We start from the raw sequence: 18,109 nt of genomic DNA, 5'->3' as shown, positions 1-18,109 counted from the left end.
CGAGGGCTGATATCGCTTGTCCACGGGGAAATCCCGACCCTGTTGATAAGTGTGGATAATCACCCTGCAACGAAAAAGGGCGGCTCATGTGAGCCGCCCTTTCAGGTCGAGTGGAACCGGAGGAATTATTCCTCGGTTGCAGCCTCTTCAGCGTCAGCTGCCGGAGCGGCGCCGCCGAATTCGTCGTCTTCACGCTCGGCATTAGCTTCATGCAGCTCGGCTGCCTGGGCGTCTGCGATAGCGCGTTCTTCATCCGCTGCCGCTGCGACAACGTCCTCACCAGCAGCCTGGCGCTCGGCTTCGTCTTCGGAACGGGCGACGTTGATCGTCACGTTCACGGAAACGTCGGCGTGCAGGCGGATGCGGACTTCGTGCAGACCCAGGGTCTTGATCGGTGCGTTGATCGCGACCTGACCACGGGACACGGAAACGCCGGCTTCAGAGATCATCTCGGCGATGTCACGGGAGGTGACAGAACCGTAGAGCTGACCGCTTTCGCCTGCCTGACGGATCAGAACGAAGCTTTCGCCGTCGATCTTCTCGCCATCGGTGGCAGCAGCTGCTGCACGCTCGGCATTGCGCTTTTCCAGGGCTTCACGCTCGGCTTCGAACCGGGCCAGGTTGGCTTCGGTTGCGCGCAGAGCTTTTTCCTGCGGCAGCAGGAAGTTGCGGGCGTAACCCGGGCGTACGGTGACGACGTCACCCATCTGGCCCAGATTTTCAACGCGTTCCAGGAGAACCAGTTTCATCGTCAGTTCTCCTTAGTCGGCAGCGTACGGCAGGAGAGCCAGCTGACGGGCGCGCTTGATGGCGCGAGCCAGTTGACGCTGTTTCTTGCCGGAAACTGCGGTGATGCGGGACGGAACGATCTTGCCACGCTCAGACATGTAGCGAAGCAGGAGCTTGGGGTCTTTGTAATCGATCTTCGGTGCGTTTTCACCGGAGAACGGGCAGACCTTGCGGCGACGCATGAACGGACGGCGTGCCGGGATATTGGAGATGTTTCCAGAAGACATTCTCGGCGCTCCTTAGTTACGTTCACGACGACCGCGACGATCGTCTTTCTTGGTCAGGATGGCGGACGGCGTCTCGACGTGCTCGTCAACACGAACCGTCATGTGACGGATGATGTCTTCGGACAGGCGCTGCAGACGGTCCAGCTCGTCGATCACGTCAGCAGAAGCGTCGATGTCGATGAGGCCGTAGTGACCTTTGCGGGATTTGTTGATGCGGTAAGCAAGATTGCGCAGACCCCAGTATTCGGTCTTGCCGGTCTTGCCGCCTTTTTCCTCGATGAGGGTTTTGACGTCCTCGATAAGGGATTCCATCTGTGCCGGCGACATGTCCGGGCGAGCGATGAAAATGTGCTCGTAAAGTGCCATTTCGGCTCCCTTCAAGTCGATTGCGGCGCAGACCAAGCCGAAGGGTCGGGCAGGTCCGCGGTGGCTCCGGCCTCCATGCCTCACCCCATGTGAGCCATATAAAGAGGGCGGACCGCAATCACGCGAAGCGCGGGCTTTATCCGATCTTGTGAGCACATTCAAGCCGCAAGGACGCTTGCACACCTCATGGAATATTGGCTATCGAGCTTTCACACCCAGTTCAGGGGAGGAAATTTAAATGAAACTCGCCTTTGTTTTTCCCGGTCAGGGCTCCCAGGCCGTTGGTATGGGCCAGGAACTTGCCGACAACTTCGCCAGTGCCAAGGCCGTCTTTGACGAGGTCGATGCGGCCCTGGGCCAGGACTTGTCCGGCCTGATGGCCAATGGCCCCATTGAAGATCTCACACTGACAGAGAATGCGCAGCCCGCTCTGATGGCTGCCAGCCTCGCTGTGATGCGGGTCCTGGAAAACGACTTTGACGTAAACGTCACGGCGGCCTCCTTTGTGGCCGGCCACAGTCTTGGTGAGTATTCAGCACTGGCAGCGGCGGGCTCCCTGTCCATCGCGGATGCGGCCAAACTGCTCAAGCTGCGTGGCCAGGCCATGCAAAAGGCAGTTCCGGTCGGCGAGGGCACGATGGCAGCGCTGCTCGGCGCGGATGAGGGTCTCGCTGCCCAGGCGGTCGCAGCCGGCCAGACGGCCGGTGTCTGCGGCATCGCCAATGACAATGCCCCGGGCCAGATCGTGATCTCCGGCGCCACCGCGGCCATCGAGGCAGCGATCGCCAAGGCTGGCGAGCTGGGCCTGAAGAAGGCCATGAAACTCCCGGTCTCCGCACCGTTCCATTGCCCCATGATGCAGCCGGCGGCTGACGCCATGGCGGAAGCTCTGGCGGCGGCAACGATCAATGCGCCCGCCGTCCCGGTGGTCGCCAACGTCACGGCGCGCCCGACGGATGATGTCGAGACCATTCGCCGCCAGCTGGTTGAACAGGTCACTGGCCGGGTTCGCTGGCGCGAGAGTGTGATGTGGATGGTCGAGGAGGGCGGTATCACCACGCTCGCCGAAGCCGGTGCCGGCAAGGTGCTGTCCACCATGCTCAAGCGCACCACCAAGGACGCCAAGGGCCAGCCGCTTAATAGCGCTGCTGACCTGGGAGATTTTGCTGCGGCTTTGAAGGAAAACGCGTGAGGCCATGACGACGGGCGGTGATCAAGAGGATTACGACACGCTCGTCAGGGATCTCGTTTCGGCCAAGCGAGGCGACAATATTGGCAAACTCTGGCGTGCGCCCTTGCTCGACGCGTCAGCACTGATTGTCGGCGGGGGCATCAATTTTGTTGATGCATCCGGCTGGCTTGGATTAATCGTCACGGTCGCGTTCTTTATTGGGGCGCGGTCACAATGGAAGTTTCCGACATTGATCGGGTGGATCGTGATTCTTGGCATCGCCGGGGGGGCTCGGCCATTCGTTGGGAACTTGGACTTATTAGAGAAGAACCAGTCGGAGCTTTTTCATGTTTGATCTTACCGGCAAGAATGCCCTTGTGACCGGCGCGACCGGCGGTATCGGCAAATCCATTGCCAAGGCGCTGCACGCGCAGGGCGCGACCGTGGCCCTGTCGGGCACGCGTGAACACGTGCTGGCCGAGCTGGCTGCCGAGCTGGGCGAGCGCGCACACGTGCTGCCCTGTAACCTGTCTGACGCGGAAGCCGTGGACGCGCTGCCGAAACAGGCGGCCGAAGCGATGGGCTCGTTGGACATTCTGGTGGCCAATGCCGGCATCACCAAGGACCAGCTGTTGATGCGCATGAAGGACGAGGACTGGGACCAGGTCCTCCGCATCAACCTGGACAGTTATTTCCGCCTGTCCCGCGCAGCCCTGCGCGGCATGATGAAGGCCCGTCACGGCCGTATCATCGGCATTACGTCCGTTGTGGGCGTCATGGGTAATCCGGGCCAGTCTAACTACTGTGCCTCCAAGGCGGGCATGATCGGCTTTTCCAAGTCGCTCGCCCAGGAAGTCGCTGCACGCGGCGTTACCGTGAACTGTGTCGCTCCGGGCTTCATCGCTTCGCCGATGACCGACGTGCTCAATGATGAGCAGCGCTCGGCCATCCTCAGCAAGATCCCGGCAAACGATCTGGGCAGCGGTGATGACATCGCGTCCGCAGTTGTCTATCTCGCCAGCGCCGAAGCCGGTTACGTGACAGGCCAGACCCTGCACGTAAATGGCGGTATGGCGATGATTTAATTGAAACCTGCGGGTGCCGTATACGGCAGCTTCGCTAGCCACGGCGAATGAAGTGTGCTAGGTGCCCGCGCATCTTCGGGAAAGTACGGTAAAACCTGACTTCCCGTCCTTTCCTGCATCGCTATAGTCATGGCGATGAATCACTATGAGGGTCTGAAATGTCTGACGTTCTCGAGCGCGTAAAGAAAATCGTTGTTGAGCATCTTGATGTCGATGCGGACAAAGTCACCGACAATGCAAGCTTCATCGATGATCTGGGCGCTGACTCCCTGGACAATGTTGAGCTGGTCATGGCTTTTGAAGAAGAGTTCGACATCGAAATTCCGGATGATGCAGCAGAGCACATCCAGAAAGTCGGTGATGCTGTGAAGTTCATCTCCGAAAAGGTCGGCTAACTGACCCACGCCATGCGTCGCGTCGTTGTCACGGGGATTGGGCTCGTTACCCCACTGGGCCAAGGTCAGGATGCCGTCTGGAAACGGTTGATTGACGGTGAGTCCGGTCTGGGGCGGATCGAGCACTTTGAAACCGACGATCTGGCTTGCCAGATCGCCGGGCTTGTTCCCCGTGTAGACGGCCGCGGTGGCGGCTCTGCGGATATGCAGGGCGTTTTCGATCCGGATGCGGTGATGTCACCGCGTGAGCAAAAACGGATCGACGACTTTATCCTCTACGGCATCGCCGCAGCGGATCAGGCTCTCGCCGACAGTGGCTGGGAGGCTGAAGATGACGCGGCCCGGGAACGGGCCGGCGTCATGATCGGATCGGGCATTGGTGGTCTTGAGACCACATATGATGCCTCGATCACGCTCCACGAGAAGGGGCCGCGCCGTCTCTCTCCCTTTATTATTCCAGGCATGCTGATCAACCTCGTCTCGGGACAGGTATCCATCAAGCACGGCCTGAAAGGTCCTAACCACGCGGTCGTTACGGCTTGTTCCACGGGCGCCCACTCCATCGGGGACGCGGCTCGCCTGGTTGCCCGCGGGGATGCGGACATGATGGTTGCCGGTGGTGCAGAAGCCGCCGTTTGCCGCCTCGGTATTGGCTGTTTCGTATCGCTCAAGGCGCTGTCGACCAATTTCAACGATGACCCGACTGCGGGCTCGCGCCCCTATGACAAGGACCGCGATGGTTTTGTCATGGGAGAAGGCGCCGGCGTGGTCGTGCTGGAAGAATACGAATCGGCCAAGGCGCGCGGCGCCAAGATCTATGCCGAAGTGAAAGGTTACGGCCTTTCCGGGGACGCCTATCACATCACCGCGCCGGCAGATGACGGCAATGGCGGGTATCGCTCCATGCAGGCCGCGCTCAAGGATGCCGGCCTGGATGCATCCGACATCGATTACGTCAACGCGCACGGCACCTCGACCCCGCTGGGCGACGAGATTGAGCTGCGCGCTGTCGAGCGACTTTTCGGCGGAGCCTCCGATGATCTGGTGATGTCCTCGACCAAATCGGCGATCGGTCATTTGCTGGGGGCAGCCGGCGCTGTTGAGGCGATTTTCTCGATCCTGGCCATGAAACACGGCGTCTGCCCGCCAACGCTGAATCTCGACAACCCGTCCGTCGACACCGACATCAATCTGGCTGCCAAGGCGCCGGTTGAGAAATCTATCAGCGCTGTACTGTCGAATTCTTTTGGATTCGGTGGCACAAATGCTTCGGTCGTGTTTGTAGCGGCTGACTGACCGCATTCGGGGAATAGTCATGAGTGAAGTGGAAGCGCGCAAGTCTGCGCCGCTGTGGATGAAGCTCCTTATCTGGGGCGGCATAGCCCTGGTGGTTCTTGCACTGCTTGCAACAGGCGGGGTGTATGCCGGCTATCGCTGGATGCAGGACGAGTTTGCGGCGCCCGGTCCAACGGCTGAGGCCACTGTGACGACCCTGCCTCGTGGCGCAGGGCTGATCCGCATTGCAACCCAGCTGGAAAATGAGGGCCTGATCAGTGATGCGCGGATCTTCCGCTTTGCCATCACGCTCGACGAGGGCGATCGATCCCTGCGCGCTGGCGAGTACGAGATCCCGGCCGGGGCATCCATGGCCCAGATCTATGAACTCCTGCGGTCCGGCCAAACCGTCCAGCACCCGATTACACTGGCCGAGGGGCTGACCAGTGCCATGATTGTACGCTCCCTGGCCGAGGAAGCCGTGCTGACAGGCGAGATCACCGATCCACCCGCCGAGGGTGACCTCTTGCCGGAAACCTATCTGGTGACCCGCGGAACCTCCCGCCACGAAATCGTCGACCGCATGCGTCGTGCCCAGGATGACCTACTGGACGCGCTGTGGGACCAGCGGGCCGAGAACCTGCCGTTTGAAACGCGTGAGCAGGCGATCATCCTGGCCTCCATCGTCGAGAAGGAGACCGGCATTGGTGGCGAGCGTGGTGAAGTCGCTGGCGTCTTTGTGAACCGCCTGCGTCGTGGCATGCGGCTGGAGAGTGACCCTACCATCATCTACGGCATCTCTCAGGGAGAGCCGCTGGGCCGTGGCCTGCGTCGCTCCGAGATCGATAATCCGAACAACGCCTGGAACACCTATCAGATCCCGGCCTTGCCGCCGACGCCGATCGCCAATCCGGGCCGCGAAGCAATTGCTGCGGTTCTGAACCCGACCGAGACGAGCGCGCTCTTCTTTGTTGCGGATGGTACCGGTGGTCATGTGTTTGCCGATACGTATGCGGAACACCAGCAGAATGTGCGCCGCTGGCGCCAGATCGAGCGGCAGCGCCGCCAGGCAGGAAACTAGACATGAGCCAGCTCTCCGGCATGACCGGCTTTGCGCGCGCCGAAGGCCAGCACGAAAATGTCCGCTGGATCTGGGAAGTGCGCAGTGTCAATGGCAAGGGGCTGGAAGTGCGCTCTCGCGTGCCTTCTGGTCATGACGGCCTGGATCTCAAGATCCGCGAACAGGCCCGCAAACGGTTCACTCGCGGCAATCTTCAGGCCTCGCTCAATCTCAAGCGAGATGCCAGCCAGTCGGCACCAGTGATCAACCGTTCAGCGCTTGATGCACTACTGGCACAGGCGGAGGACCTGATTCTGTCCAACCAGGTCGAGCGCCCGCGTCTGGATGGTTTGCTGGCAATTGACGGCCTTCTCGAGACGTCAGCGGATCCGGATCCCGAAGCGCGGGCTGCGCTGGAGAAGGCGCTACTGGAAGGTCTCGGCGAGGCGCTGGAAGGCTTGAAGTCTGCACGTGAGGAAGAGGGGGCGGCCCTGGCCCCCGTGCTTGCAGGACATATCGACAAGGTGGAAGTCCTGACGGATGCGGCAGAGGCCAATGCCGCCACACGCATCGATGCCATCCGTGATCGCCTGTCCGCCAAGATCGCGGAACTGGTCGATGCCGAGCTGGAGGAAAACCGCCTCGCTGCCGAGATCGCAGTGCTCACTGTCAAGATGGATGTGCGCGAGGAACTCGACCGTTTGCGCGCGCATGTTGCCTCGGCTCGGGAACTGCTCAAGCAGGGCTCCCCGGTGGGGCGCAAACTCGACTTTTTGTCACAAGAGTTTAATCGTGAGGCGAACACCTTGTGTTCGAAATCCTCTGACTCGTCGCTGACGCAGATTGGTCTGGATTTGAAGAACGTGATCGATCAGTTCAGGGAGCAGATCCAGAATGTCGAGTGACGGCTTTTCCGGTACCATTTTCAGAGGCCGTCGTCGCGGCGTGTTGATCGCGCTGTCGAGCCCGTCCGGCGCCGGCAAGACGACGCTCTCCAAACGCCTGCTTAGCCAGAATCCTGATGTTGTCCTCTCCATCTCCTGTACGACGCGAAAGCCGCGCCCGGGCGAGATCAATGGCCAGGACTATGACTTCATCTCCGTCGAGGAATTCAAGAAGCGCATTGATGCGGGGTACTTTTTTGAATGGGCAGAAGTTTTTGGTCGCTATTACGGCACGCCGAAAACCCCGGTCATGGAAGCCATCGACGAAGGTCGTGACGTCATTTTCGATATCGACTGGCAGGGCGCACAGATCATTGCGGACCAGGCGCCTGCGGACACCGTGCGTATCTTTATCCTGCCGCCATCGCTGGCCTTGCTCGAAGATCGTCTTCGCAAGCGCGGCCAGGATTCCGACGAGGTTATTCGCGATCGCATGAACCGCGCCAAGGACGAGATCTCGCACTGGAACGAGTATGACTATGTCATCGTCAATGATGACTTCGCGCGCGCACTCGAAAAGCTCAATCAGGCCCTGCACGCGGAACGCCTGAAGCGCAACCGCCACCCCTGGCTGGGTGAATTTGTCGACGCTCTTATGGAGCAGTAGCGGCCCGCCAGGCCCGTGCAAGCCTCTGGAAACCCGCAATATCAATCGTCTCCGCGCGCAGGCCCGGATCGATGTCGGCTGTCTGCAGCAATTCTTCTGCGGAAGCGCGGGTCTTGCCGGCCGCTGCCGCGAGACTCCGGCGCAGTGTCTTGCGACGCTGCCCAAACGCCGACGCGGTGACTTCCCCAAGCGCTTTGAGATCATCGAAACGCTGATCTTCGGGAAGCGGATCGAGAACCACGACAGCGCTCTCCACCTTGGGCGGAGGTGTGAAGGCCCGGGCCGGGATTTTCAGCGCCAGACGTGTCTCGCAGACGGACTGGGAAAAGATGGCGAGGCGGCCATAAGCCTTGCTGCCAGGTTGCGCGACAACGCGGTCGGCGACCTCGCGCTGGAACATCAGCACCGCCCGGCGCCACCAGATCGGCGAGGCTTCCAGCCATTTGATCAGCAAAAGTGTACCGACATTGTAGGGGAGGTTGGACAAGATGGTGCAAGGCCCCTCCGGCAAGACGTCCGGTTCGTCGACCTTGAGCGCATCGGCCTCGACGATTTCGAGTTTACCCGGGTAGGCATCACCGATCTCGCCCAGCGCGCCGAGAAACCGGCTGTCCTTCTCCACCACCAGCAAGGAACCCGTGCCATGGGCGAGGATGCCACGGGTAAGCCCGCCCGGTCCTGGCCCGATCTCGATCGCGCTCTGTTGGGAGATATCTCCGGCTAGGCTGGCGATCTTGCGCGTAAGGTTGAGATCCAGCAGGAAATGCTGGCCAAAGGACTTGTTGGCGCCCAGCCCATGCGCGGCAATCACATCGCGTAGCGGTGGAAGCTCATCAATCATCGCGTCCGGTTCTCCGCAATGCTGGCTGCCAGTTTCAACGCCGCGATAAGGCTGTCGGCACGCGCCTGGCCCTTGCCGGCAATGCCGAACGCAGTGCCGTGATCAGGCGAGGTTCGCACGATCGGCAGGCCCAGAGTGGTGTTGACCCCGCCATGAAAATCCAGCGTTTTTACCGGTATCAGTCCCTGGTCGTGATAATGGCAAATGGCCGCGTCATACTGCGCCCGGGCCTCGGCATGAAACATCGTGTCCGGGGCCATGGCATCCGTGATATTGATACCTTCATCGCGTAACTCGGCAGCTGCCGGGTTTATGATCTCGATTTCTTCACGCCCCAACGCGCCATCTTCACCGGCGTGCGGATTGAGACCGGCCAGGGCCAGTCGCGGCCTGGCGATCCCGAAATCACGCCTGAGGGCCGCGTAGGCGAGCCGGGCGACATGTTTGATGCGCTCGGGATTGACCGCGCGAACTGCGTCTTCAAGGGCGATATGGATCGTGGTGAGCACCACACGCAAACCGCCACCCGAGAGCATCATCAGTGGCCCCCTGGGACCGTCGAGCGGAGCGTCCTTCGTCAGGTCTGCGAGAAACTCGGTGTGGCCGGGAAAGTCGAACCCCGCCTGGTACATGACCGACTTCGCGATAGGGGCTGTGACAACGGCGTTGATTTCGCCCGTTCTCGCGAGGGAGACAGCATCCTCGATCGCGCTGCGGACCGCTGCAGCATTTTCACTACACGGAACGCCAAGCCGGACCGGCCTCGAGAGCGGGCACGACTGCGTGAAAACCGGGAGCTCCGTTTGGAAATGTTGCGCAGCATCAGCCGCGCTCTCGATCGGGACAGCCTGGCTGAAACAGGACGGGTCACCGATCACCACGAACGGGATGTCAGAGCGCTCGCGCAGCTCGTGCCAGGCCTTGCTGATGATTTCAGGGCCGATGCCTGCAGGATCACCCATCGTAACGCCGATGGGAGAGGGAAGCGGCATTAGTAGCGAATCTCGATCGTGCTTTCGCGGCGCAGGTCGCGCAGCCAGCGACGAGAGAGCAGGGAAAGCTGTTGGCCCCGCAGCTGACCTTCAAGGTCGTCACGTGTTGGTACGCCCGGTCCGCCAATTGCGCGGTCGCAGACCACAATGCTCTGTACGCCTGCAGCGCTTTCGATAACGCCCGTATTCTCACCCTGGTCAAGCGGGGCAAGCGAGTCGCGGATCTGAGGCAGTAGCGCATCTGCGCCAATGGAGCCCAGCGGAGTCACGATGGCACCATCGATCTCGGCAGCGACTGCATCCAGCGTGTCACAGACGGGATTGCGGTTCATCGCGCGTTCCAGATCGCCACGCGTCGTGTCGGTTACTGCGCTTGTGGGCACAGTCAGCTGGACGAGGTCGTATTGCAACGTGGTGGTGCCGTCCCGGGCACCGACAAGAGCGATGATCATATAACCGCCCGGCACGCGGACAGGATTGGACAGTGCGCCTCCATTTTGCTGGAAGACCGGCAGCAGCTGCGGGATGACCTGCGCGACTTCCGGCTGCAGTTGTGAGGCTGCGATCCAGCCAATATCACCGCCGGTGGCGGCGGACGGCGCGTCAGAGAATTGTTGCGCGAGCTGCGGGAAGGCCGCGCCCTGCTGCAGCTGGTTCATTACGCCGATGATGCGCTGGGTTGTTTCCTGTTCGGATGCTGCCGTGCGGATCTCGAAGAACATCTCGAAAATGCGGAACTGAGGCTGGGACGCACTGGCTGCCAGGCGCTCGAGCGCCAGCTCAATTTGCTGATCGGAAATTCGCACGCGCGAGCCGTAACGGCCATTGACCAAAATCTGCCAGGCAATCTCGGACTCGATCTGGTGGCGCAGCGTCTGGACGTCGACGCCGGACTGCTCAAGCTCCGCGACAACAGCTTCGATGGTCGAGTTGTTACGCTGAGCGAGATCGAGCAGGGACTGCATGATCTCTTCTTCCGATACCTGGATCTCGTACTCGCGAGCAGCCTGCAGCTGCAGGTGTTCATCGATCAGGCCGCGGATGGCCTGGTCCTGCACGCGCAGCATGGCTTCCTGGTCAAGCTGTGCCAGCCCTGTGGAAGCGATTATCAGGCGCATCCGATTGCGAACATCGACCGTCGTGATCGGTTCGTCATTGACCAGAGCAGCAACGCCCTCGGTAATCTGAGCGCTCGCGCTGACGCCAAAAAGGCTCGTCAGGGCGGCAAAAGAAGCAAGTACGAAATTTCTGGTGCGTGACATCGGTTCTTTCCGTTCCGCCGGAAGATTACTCAAGATCGCTTACAACGCAATGACGAGACACTGTTGCTAGTCAGGCGCGACGCTTCCCAATGTGAACAGCGAGATCCTAAACTGGATCGACTCGGACGGGCCAAGCCGGTCAATTCCCAGATCCTGGCGCTCATAGACGATTTCCATCTGTGTGCAGTCATCACGATAACGGAAGCCAGCCTGGAGCCTGCGGGATGTTTCGAGGTCCAGATCATGCGTCACATCGCTGACAAGCTGCCAGCGCTCGGTGAGTTGGTAGGAGGCGCCGGCGATGATCTCACGCTGGGCGGAGCGTGTGGAATCATCGTCGCTGATGTCAGTGTATCGAAGGTCGCCACTGAACCGTCCATTGGAATATCTCGTCGTAACGCTCAGTCGATCGATATCCATATCACGTGAGTCCAGACGTGTCTGGAAAGCGGCCTGGAAATCGCCCCAGTCGACTTCACCGGAAAAGACATAGTCGGAGCTTTCGGTCGCCAATCCGCTGGCACCGCTAAACACGGCATCACCATCAAGGCGCTCGCTGCGCCCGAGGAAAGCTCGAAGCATTCTATCTTCACCGAAATAGGCCGTCGCGCGTACACCTGCTGTGACCCGCTGCCCCTCTTCCCAAAGATCGAACCCCGGAGCGCGGGACGGTTGGAAGAGAAGGGTCTCATCGAGGTCGATGGAAAGGCTGTCTTCATTGAGGACCCGCGCGGAAACCGGATCGTCCGTGGCGATCACGCCGGCGATGATCGGTTCAACGATTATGTCGCCACCCTCGACTGAGCGTACGAGCGGCCAGGAAACTTCTACACCGGCAAGACCGACCTGACGGTCAAAACCGTCACCATAAGTGCCACCATTTCCGTCCGGGACATTGCTGTATTCGAAGGCATCAATTCGGCCAAGGGCGAAGGGTTCTGCGACGATGCCCTGCGGGCTGGTCCAGCGCGTGCGCCAGTCAATGCTCGACGAGAGGCGCTGATAGTCGGTGCCAACCTCGCGGTCGAGAACGGCGCCATTGATCCCCAGATTCACGCGCCCCCATCCTTCCGGGGCAGTGAAGACCTGACGATATTCAAGCACCGGCAGCAGATCCGGAAGGGATTCATCGTCGCGCTGCGAGCGCAGCGACTGGTATGAGGCCGAAATCACGGTACCAAAAGCATTGCGTGACCGGTGTTCTACATACAGCTGGCTCAGCAGGCGGCGCGTATCCGGATCAAATGGGGCGCCACGATCCTGGTCGATCTCGGAGAAGTCATAGCGACGCAGGTGCAGGTCGTCCGAGGCGCGCTGAACCGTGAAGCCCCAGCGCCAGTCCTCGGTGATGCGAAAACGTCCACCGCCATAGATATGCCAGCGATCATCTTCCTCACCGAAACGATTGCCGTCGCTGTCGACCTCGGCTTCGTGTGTATAGCTCCCCTCGAAGGCCATGGAGCCGGACCAGAATCGTTTGCGGTACTCGCCAAAAACCAGCGGATTCACATTGCTCATATAGCGCGGAGCAACAACCAGGTCCTGGTGAGGCGAAATAGCCCAGAGATAGGGTTGCTGGTAGTTGAAGCCGAGCCGTGATGAAACGCCCAGGCCTGGGAACAGGAAACCGGAACGGCGTTCTGACGACGGATCGGGATGTGCGAATGTCGGGGCGTAGAGGACCGGTACGCCAAGGAACTCCAGCTGGGCATCCTTGTAGTAGATCATCTGATCTTCGGTGTCTTGGACCACTTCGCGCGCGCGAATGCGCCAGGTCGGCTCCTGTTCACCGTCTTCGCAGAGTGGGCAGGCGGTGTAATAGGCTCGGTCGAGACGAATGGAACCGTCCTCGGAGCGAGCCGCCGTCGCGGCAGCCATGCGACCATTGTTTTCCATCATGGTCGCGAAACCGACTGCGATACCGGTGGACATCTCGCTGTCGAGTTCGAACTCGTCAGCGTATTGCGGGTATTCGCCCTGGCCGTGGATCTCGACATTGCCGCGAGCAATGACGCGGTTTTCCTCGGGGCGGTATTCCAGCTCGTCGGCGATCAGCAGACGGTCGCCTTGCTGGACCCGTACATTGCCGCGCGCGATATAGCCCTCTCCGGACCCGAAATCATCCAGCGTGTCAGCTTCGAGATAGACCGGTTGGTCGTCCTGCGTTTCCTGCAGGGCGAACGCGGGAGCTGAACACGCGAGTAATGTTGAAGCAAGCAAGGCCGCAGCGATGCGGCGATAATGCGACGCCATGCGCGTCACTCCCTCAATTGAATCGGCCCCACCCGACCGAGCCATCATGACTAGCCGATAGCGGGCATTTCGTCCACGCCGTCAACCGTCTTCGGTCGAGGCAATATAGGTCAGGGCAAGCAATGCGGTGATGGCAGGTGCAGCCCAGGCCGCCGTTAGCGGCGGCAGTGCCCCCGCTGCGCCGATAGAGCCGAGCAATTCCTGCAGAAAAAACATCACGAAGCCCGTCAAACCGCCAGCCAGCGCAAAACCTGCTGCTCCGCCCAGACGTTGCAGGCGCATGGTTGCAGCGGCGGCGATCAGTGTCGCCGCGAGCAGGGTCAGCGGCAGGGCGAGCAGGCTGTGCAGGCGCAGTTCATAGCGCTCAGTCGCCAAGCCGGCTTCGTTGGCCGAGGCGATGAGCGTCGGCAGGTCCCAGAAAGAGACCCCTTCAGGTGATCGGGATCGCTCGAAGAGAGCCTGCCGGTTGATGCCTGTGGGCAGGGTGATCAGGCCCAGCTCGACCGAAGGTGTGTTGGGCGTACGCTCGACGGCGTTTTCAACTTCCCAGAAGCCTTCCTGTAGCGTCGCAGCGTCAGCATCGATGCGGCGGTCGAGCGCGGGAACTCCATCCTCGTTGACGGCGTAGTAGAGAAAGGCCGGTGCTTGCAGTACGCGGTCGCCCTCCGCCAGAGACGTAGCCGCGATAACGGTGAAGCCGTTGACATTCGCCTCTCGCAGCCAGACCGGAGTGGCCGCATTGGGGTCCCGGCGGACATTCATCAGCGCATCGCGGCGCGCTTCGAAGGCGGCATTGCCGGCCGCACCGAGCGGGTTGAGCACAGTTGTGCCGAACAGGCCGACGACAAGCGCCAGGATCATGGGGGCGGTCAGAATGCGCCAGGCCGACATGCCTGAGCCGCGCATGACAACCAGTTCGCTTCGCCGGTTCAGGCGGAAGAGTGCGGTCAAGACGCCAAACAGGAATATGAAAGGCAGAGTGGTTTCAAGTAGGGCGGGAACTTTCAGCATCGTGAGGCCGACCAGTTCCGGTGCTCCGATGTCGACCCGCGTGCCGATCGTACGCGACTGTTCCACAAAATCGATGAGGATGATTACCGCGCCGATCACGCCGGCAGCCATACCCAGGCCGGCCAGTGTCTGGTTCAGCATGTAGCGGTTGAGGTGGCTAGCGACGGTCATCTAGCGGGCCTCCGCGGCGGGCGGCGCATCCGGCCGGGCCCGGCCCGGCCAGTAGATAACGGCCAGCGCCCCGATAATTCCAATCAATGGAACAATGTACTGGGCGATGTTGAGGGCCGGGTCGTCCGTAGCACCAGATTGAACGCTGAAACCAACGAGGCGAAGGGTCAGCCCTGCGCCCACGGCTATTGCTATTCGTCGCCCGTAACCCAGGCGGGAATAATCGCCTGCCAGGTAGGCCGCAGCGGCGATAAGAACGAAAGCCAGATTGAACAGCGGCGCGGAGAGACGGTAGTGCGCTTCCGCCCTTGCACTTTCCTCGCCGCCGGGGCGTGCGAGAATGGATCCGTCCGGCCACAACAATTCATGCAGAAAGCGGTCGCTTTCCTTGAAGAAAATGGCGTCTGCGATTCCCGAGAACTCCTCCAGGTCCGGTTCGGTCCGGTCGAAGGTCGTGTAGTTCATTTCCTGGTTTTCATCGAGCCATTGCGCATTGCCATTGATGAGGACCAGGGCGGTACGATTGCCACCACGCGCGATCACGCCCTCGCGGGCGGTGTATGTGACAGCCCCTTCCTGGCCGCGTGTATCGTGGATCATGATGTCCAGCAGGCGGCCATCACGCGTGCGTTCGCGCGCATAGATCGTCACGCCTTCGCCGATGCGTGAGAAGGCGCCCGGTGTCACCAGGCTGGAGGCCACGTCGGACCGCAGGTCATAGAGGCTACGCCGCATCTCCCGGTAGGAGACGGGTTGGATAAAGAGATTAATCGCCAGGTTGGCGATGACGACATATATGCCTAGGCGCATAAGCGGTGAGAGCATGCCCCAGCGTGTCATGCCGGAGGCCGAGGTGACGACAAGCTCACTGTCGGAGGACAGGCGGCTGAGACCGGTCAGGGTGGCCACGAACAGTGCAATCGGCAGCAAGAGGGCTGTCAGGTGCGGCAGGGCCAGCAGCGTGACCTTGAAGAAGGTGAAGGCCGTTTCGGAATAACCTGAGACCAGATCCGTATTCGACAGACTCTGTGTCAGCAGGGACAGTCCCGCAAAGGCACCAACCGAAGTCAGGAAGGGCCAGAGGAGTTGTCGGAAGAAATATCGCTGAACAAGAATCATGACGGATCTAAAGCTGCGCGTTCAGCCTTCTATCTCGCTTCCGGATCGGATACCACTTTCGCGACCCATCTTTTTCGCCCCAATCACATACGGGCGGTTCCACTGTTCTAGCGAGGTTTTGCCATGAAAATCGAATTCGCTTCGGCTGATTCCGTTTCAGGTTCCCAGGCCGTACCGGTCTTTGCCGACTCGACTTTTTCCGCCGCTGCCAAGGCGATTGATGATGCTTCCGGTGGTGCGCTGTCGCGCGCTGTTGCCGCCAGCCGCTTCACCGGCAAGCCGGGCCAGACCCTGGAAGTGCTGGCGCCGGCCGGTACGAATGCTGACCGCGTGGTCCTGTTCGGACTGGGCAAACAGGCTGAGCTGAAGGCCAGCGTCATCGAGAAATCCGCTGCGGCTGTGACGTCCAAGATACTGCTGTCTGGCGAGACCTCCATCACCATGCGTCTTGACGGTGTGGCGGATGCTGAAGGCGCCGGCCGTGCAGGTCTGGGAGCCCGCATGGCGGCCTATCGTTTCGACGAGTATCGCACCAAGCTCGCCGACGACAAGAAACCCTCCCTATCCGGTATGACCATCACCGCTGATAATGTCGCCGCGGCAAATACCGCCTGGGACAGTTGGGGCGCCGTTGCCGCCGGTGTCGACATGGCGCGTGAAGTGACCAACCTGCCGCCAAACGTTCTCAACCCGGAAACCTATGCCAAGAAGATCGAGGGCATGTCCGAACACGGTCTCGAGATCGAGATCCTCGACGAGGCGGCCATGGCCGAGCTGGGCATGGACATGCTTCTGGGTGTGGGCCAGGGCTCCGAGCATGAAAGCCATATCGCCATCATGAAGTGGAATGGTGGTGCGGAAGGCGAAGCACCGCTGCTTTTCGTTGGCAAGGGGCTGACCTTTGACAGTGGTGGCATCTCGCTGAAACCGGGTGCTGGCATGGACGAGATGAAGGGCGATATGGGCGGCTCTGCTGCCGTTGTCGGCCTGATGCGTGCTCTCGCAGGCCGCAAGGCGAATGTGAATGCCATCGGTATCGTCGGCCTGGTCGAGAACATGCCGGACGGCAATGCCCAGCGGCCGGGTGACGTTGTTCGTTCCATGTCTGGCCAAACGGTGGAGATCCTCAACACTGATGCCGAGGGCCGTCTCGTCCTGGGTGACGTGCTCTGGTATGCCCAGGGGCGTTTCGAGCCGAAGCTGATCATCGACCTGGCGACGCTGACGGGTGCCATGCTGATTGCCCTGGGCAATAGCCGTGCAGGTATCTTCTCCAATGACGACACCATTGCCGAGCAGCTGTTTGCGGCGGGTAACGCGTCGGACGAGCCGGTGTGGCGCATGCCGCTGGGTGCCGATTATGAAAAGCATATCGAGACCAAGAATGCCGATATCAAGAATGTCGGCGAAGGCCGCCTGGCCGGCTCCATCTCGGCTGCTGAATTCCTGAAATGCTTCGTCAATGAGCGTCCGTGGTGTCACATCGATATCGCCGGTACGGCCATGGGCGGTATGAAGGACGATCCGCGCCAGCCGAGCTGGGGTACGGGCTGGGGTGTACGTATCCTCGACCGTTTCGTGCGCGACAATTACGAAGGCTGACGCCGAACAGGAGAGGGCGGCCACGGCCGCCCTTTTTCTCATGTCAAATTCCGATCAGGCAGGCGAACTCTGGTTCTACCACCTCGAGCGATCGAGCGTGGAGGAAGTGCTGCCTGAACTGGTCGAGAAAACCATCGGTCGGGGCTGGCGCGCCCTGATTAAGTCGAGCGATGAGACCCGGTTGAAAGCGCTCGATGCGCTGTTGTGGACCTGGCGCGAGGAAAGCTTCACGCCGCACGGACTGGCCAGCGAGGCCCATGCCGAACGCCAGCCCGTCCTGTTGACCCTGGGCGATGACAATCCGAACGGCGCGCGGTGCCTCTTCCTTTTGGACCGGGCCGAACCGGGTGATTTCAAGGCCTTTGAACGCACTATCGTGATGTTCGATGGCAATGATGAGAGCGCCGTCGTTGCAGCGCGCGGGCTCTGGAAGACAGCCAGCGGTGTTGGCGCGAATGTCTCCTACTGGCGCCAGTCCGATGCCGGTCGCTGGGAGAAGAAGGTGTAGCCCTGTCCAATTTGTCGCTTGAGCTTCGCTGTATGGACGCTAGGGTGACCGCGTAGTCAGTGCGGGTGAGTGTGATATGCGGGTCTTGGTCCTGGGATCGGTTTTGTTTCTGTCGGGATGTTTTGCCACTTCCGGTGAGCCGGCCGGGCAGTCTCCATCTGCAGGTCAGGCGGCGGACGCTCTACCGCCCATGATGCCGGTCGAGGAGCTTGGCTCATCTGATGTACATCGGCCGATCACCGGTAATTGCGGCATGGAAGACCTGCAGCAATATATCGGTCGCCAGCGAACCTCGGTCTCTCGTGACGTCCTGCCAACGAATTTCCGTGTGCTTGGACCTGATACGATGACGACCATGGAATACCGGGCCGACCGCCTGACCATCCGTATCGACCGCAATGACCGCATAGAGAGCATCACCTGCGGGTAAG

Annotated in this window: 20 protein-coding genes; 11 read left to right on the top strand and 9 right to left on the bottom strand. The window is 60.7% G+C overall.

What is annotated here, in order from left to right:
• Positions 1-125 precede the first annotated feature (125 nt).
• Genes rplI through rpsF form a run of 3 tightly spaced genes read right to left on the bottom strand, consistent with a single transcriptional unit; the run spans position 126 to position 1,382 of the window.
• Positions 126-749, bottom strand: coding sequence for a 50S ribosomal protein L9 (rplI, locus tag JJ889_RS14420; protein ID WP_291896299.1), 624 nt, complete (start codon positions 747-749; stop codon positions 126-128).
• Positions 750-761: 12 nt separating this feature from the next.
• Positions 762-1,016, bottom strand: a complete 255-nt coding sequence (gene rpsR, locus JJ889_RS14415) for a 30S ribosomal protein S18 (RefSeq protein WP_291896298.1) — start codon at positions 1,014-1,016, stop codon at positions 762-764.
• A gap of 12 nt (positions 1,017-1,028) precedes the next feature.
• Complete coding sequence (rpsF, locus tag JJ889_RS14410; protein WP_291896297.1) at positions 1,029-1,382, bottom strand: 30S ribosomal protein S6; 354 nt, start codon at positions 1,380-1,382, stop codon at positions 1,029-1,031.
• Positions 1,383-1,620: 238 nt separating this feature from the next.
• Between rpsF and fabD the strand changes: the two genes are divergently transcribed.
• From fabD to gmk, 8 genes are all read left to right on the top strand, one after another.
• Complete coding sequence (gene fabD, locus JJ889_RS14405; RefSeq protein ID WP_291896295.1) at positions 1,621-2,574, top strand: ACP S-malonyltransferase; 954 nt, start codon at positions 1,621-1,623, stop codon at positions 2,572-2,574.
• Between the two features lie 4 nt (positions 2,575-2,578).
• Complete coding sequence (locus JJ889_RS14400) at positions 2,579-2,908, top strand: hypothetical protein (RefSeq protein ID WP_291896294.1); 330 nt, start codon at positions 2,579-2,581, stop codon at positions 2,906-2,908.
• The gene (gene fabG, locus JJ889_RS14395; protein WP_291896293.1) at positions 2,901-3,638 is read left to right on the top strand and encodes a 3-oxoacyl-[acyl-carrier-protein] reductase; all 738 of its coding nucleotides are present in this window, start codon (positions 2,901-2,903) and stop codon (positions 3,636-3,638) included. The genes JJ889_RS14400 and fabG overlap by 8 nt, the downstream gene beginning before the upstream one ends.
• A 158-nt stretch (positions 3,639-3,796) precedes the next feature.
• Positions 3,797-4,033: an acyl carrier protein gene (locus tag JJ889_RS14390; RefSeq protein WP_291896291.1), complete on the top strand. Its 237-nt coding sequence runs from the start codon at positions 3,797-3,799 to the stop codon at positions 4,031-4,033.
• A 12-nt stretch (positions 4,034-4,045) separates the two neighbouring features.
• On the top strand, positions 4,046-5,329 hold the full coding sequence (gene fabF / locus JJ889_RS14385; protein WP_291896290.1) for a beta-ketoacyl-ACP synthase II: 1,284 nt from the start codon (positions 4,046-4,048) through the stop codon (positions 5,327-5,329).
• 19 nt (positions 5,330-5,348) lie between these two features.
• Complete coding sequence (mltG, locus tag JJ889_RS14380; protein ID WP_291896289.1) at positions 5,349-6,389, top strand: endolytic transglycosylase MltG; 1,041 nt, start codon at positions 5,349-5,351, stop codon at positions 6,387-6,389.
• Between the two features lie 2 nt (positions 6,390-6,391).
• On the top strand, positions 6,392-7,273 hold the full coding sequence (locus JJ889_RS14375; RefSeq protein WP_291896287.1) for a YicC/YloC family endoribonuclease: 882 nt from the start codon (positions 6,392-6,394) through the stop codon (positions 7,271-7,273).
• Entirely contained in the window at positions 7,263-7,919 is a 657-nt protein-coding gene (gmk, locus tag JJ889_RS14370) for a guanylate kinase (protein ID WP_291896285.1), read from the top strand. The genes JJ889_RS14375 and gmk overlap by 11 nt, the downstream gene beginning before the upstream one ends.
• On the opposite strand, the gene rsmA is transcribed toward gmk, so the two are convergent.
• From rsmA to JJ889_RS14340, 6 genes are all read right to left on the bottom strand, one after another.
• Positions 7,906-8,760, bottom strand: a complete 855-nt coding sequence (gene rsmA / locus JJ889_RS14365; protein WP_291896283.1) for a 16S rRNA (adenine(1518)-N(6)/adenine(1519)-N(6))-dimethyltransferase RsmA — start codon at positions 8,758-8,760, stop codon at positions 7,906-7,908. The two genes, gmk and rsmA, sit on opposite strands and share 14 nt — an antisense overlap.
• The gene (pdxA, locus tag JJ889_RS14360) at positions 8,757-9,752 is read right to left on the bottom strand and encodes a 4-hydroxythreonine-4-phosphate dehydrogenase PdxA (protein ID WP_366940133.1); all 996 of its coding nucleotides are present in this window, start codon (positions 9,750-9,752) and stop codon (positions 8,757-8,759) included. The genes rsmA and pdxA overlap by 4 nt, the downstream gene beginning before the upstream one ends.
• A complete protein-coding gene (locus JJ889_RS14355; RefSeq protein ID WP_291896279.1) occupies positions 9,752-11,014 on the bottom strand; it encodes a peptidylprolyl isomerase in 1,263 nt (420 codons plus the stop codon). Before JJ889_RS14355 ends, pdxA begins: the two co-directional genes overlap by 1 nt.
• 66 nt (positions 11,015-11,080) lie before the next feature.
• The gene (gene lptD, locus JJ889_RS14350) at positions 11,081-13,267 is read right to left on the bottom strand and encodes an LPS assembly protein LptD (RefSeq protein WP_291896277.1); all 2,187 of its coding nucleotides are present in this window, start codon (positions 13,265-13,267) and stop codon (positions 11,081-11,083) included.
• Positions 13,268-13,348: 81 nt separating this feature from the next.
• A complete protein-coding gene (locus tag JJ889_RS14345; RefSeq protein ID WP_291896275.1) occupies positions 13,349-14,449 on the bottom strand; it encodes an LptF/LptG family permease in 1,101 nt (366 codons plus the stop codon).
• Positions 14,450-15,568: an LptF/LptG family permease gene (locus tag JJ889_RS14340; protein WP_291896273.1), complete on the bottom strand. Its 1,119-nt coding sequence runs from the start codon at positions 15,566-15,568 to the stop codon at positions 14,450-14,452. It abuts the gene before it with no gap.
• Between the two features lie 123 nt (positions 15,569-15,691).
• On the opposite strand from JJ889_RS14340, the gene JJ889_RS14335 reads away from it, so the two are divergent.
• The 3 genes from JJ889_RS14335 (at position 15,692) to JJ889_RS14325 (ending at position 18,108) form a co-directional block, all read left to right on the top strand.
• The gene (locus JJ889_RS14335; RefSeq protein ID WP_291896271.1) at positions 15,692-17,170 is read left to right on the top strand and encodes a leucyl aminopeptidase; all 1,479 of its coding nucleotides are present in this window, start codon (positions 15,692-15,694) and stop codon (positions 17,168-17,170) included.
• A gap of 40 nt (positions 17,171-17,210) precedes the next feature.
• Complete coding sequence (locus JJ889_RS14330; RefSeq protein ID WP_291896270.1) at positions 17,211-17,678, top strand: DNA polymerase III subunit chi; 468 nt, start codon at positions 17,211-17,213, stop codon at positions 17,676-17,678.
• Positions 17,679-17,754: 76 nt separating this feature from the next.
• A complete protein-coding gene (locus tag JJ889_RS14325) occupies positions 17,755-18,108 on the top strand; it encodes an I78 family peptidase inhibitor (protein WP_291896269.1) in 354 nt (117 codons plus the stop codon).
• The last annotated feature ends 1 nt before the right edge of the window (position 18,109 follow it).

The sequence above is a fragment of the Maricaulis sp. genome (assembly GCF_017643475.1).
In the GTDB taxonomy this organism is placed as follows: domain Bacteria; phylum Pseudomonadota; class Alphaproteobacteria; order Caulobacterales; family Maricaulaceae; genus Maricaulis.
This window is presented reverse-complemented; position numbering and strand designations above follow the sequence as displayed.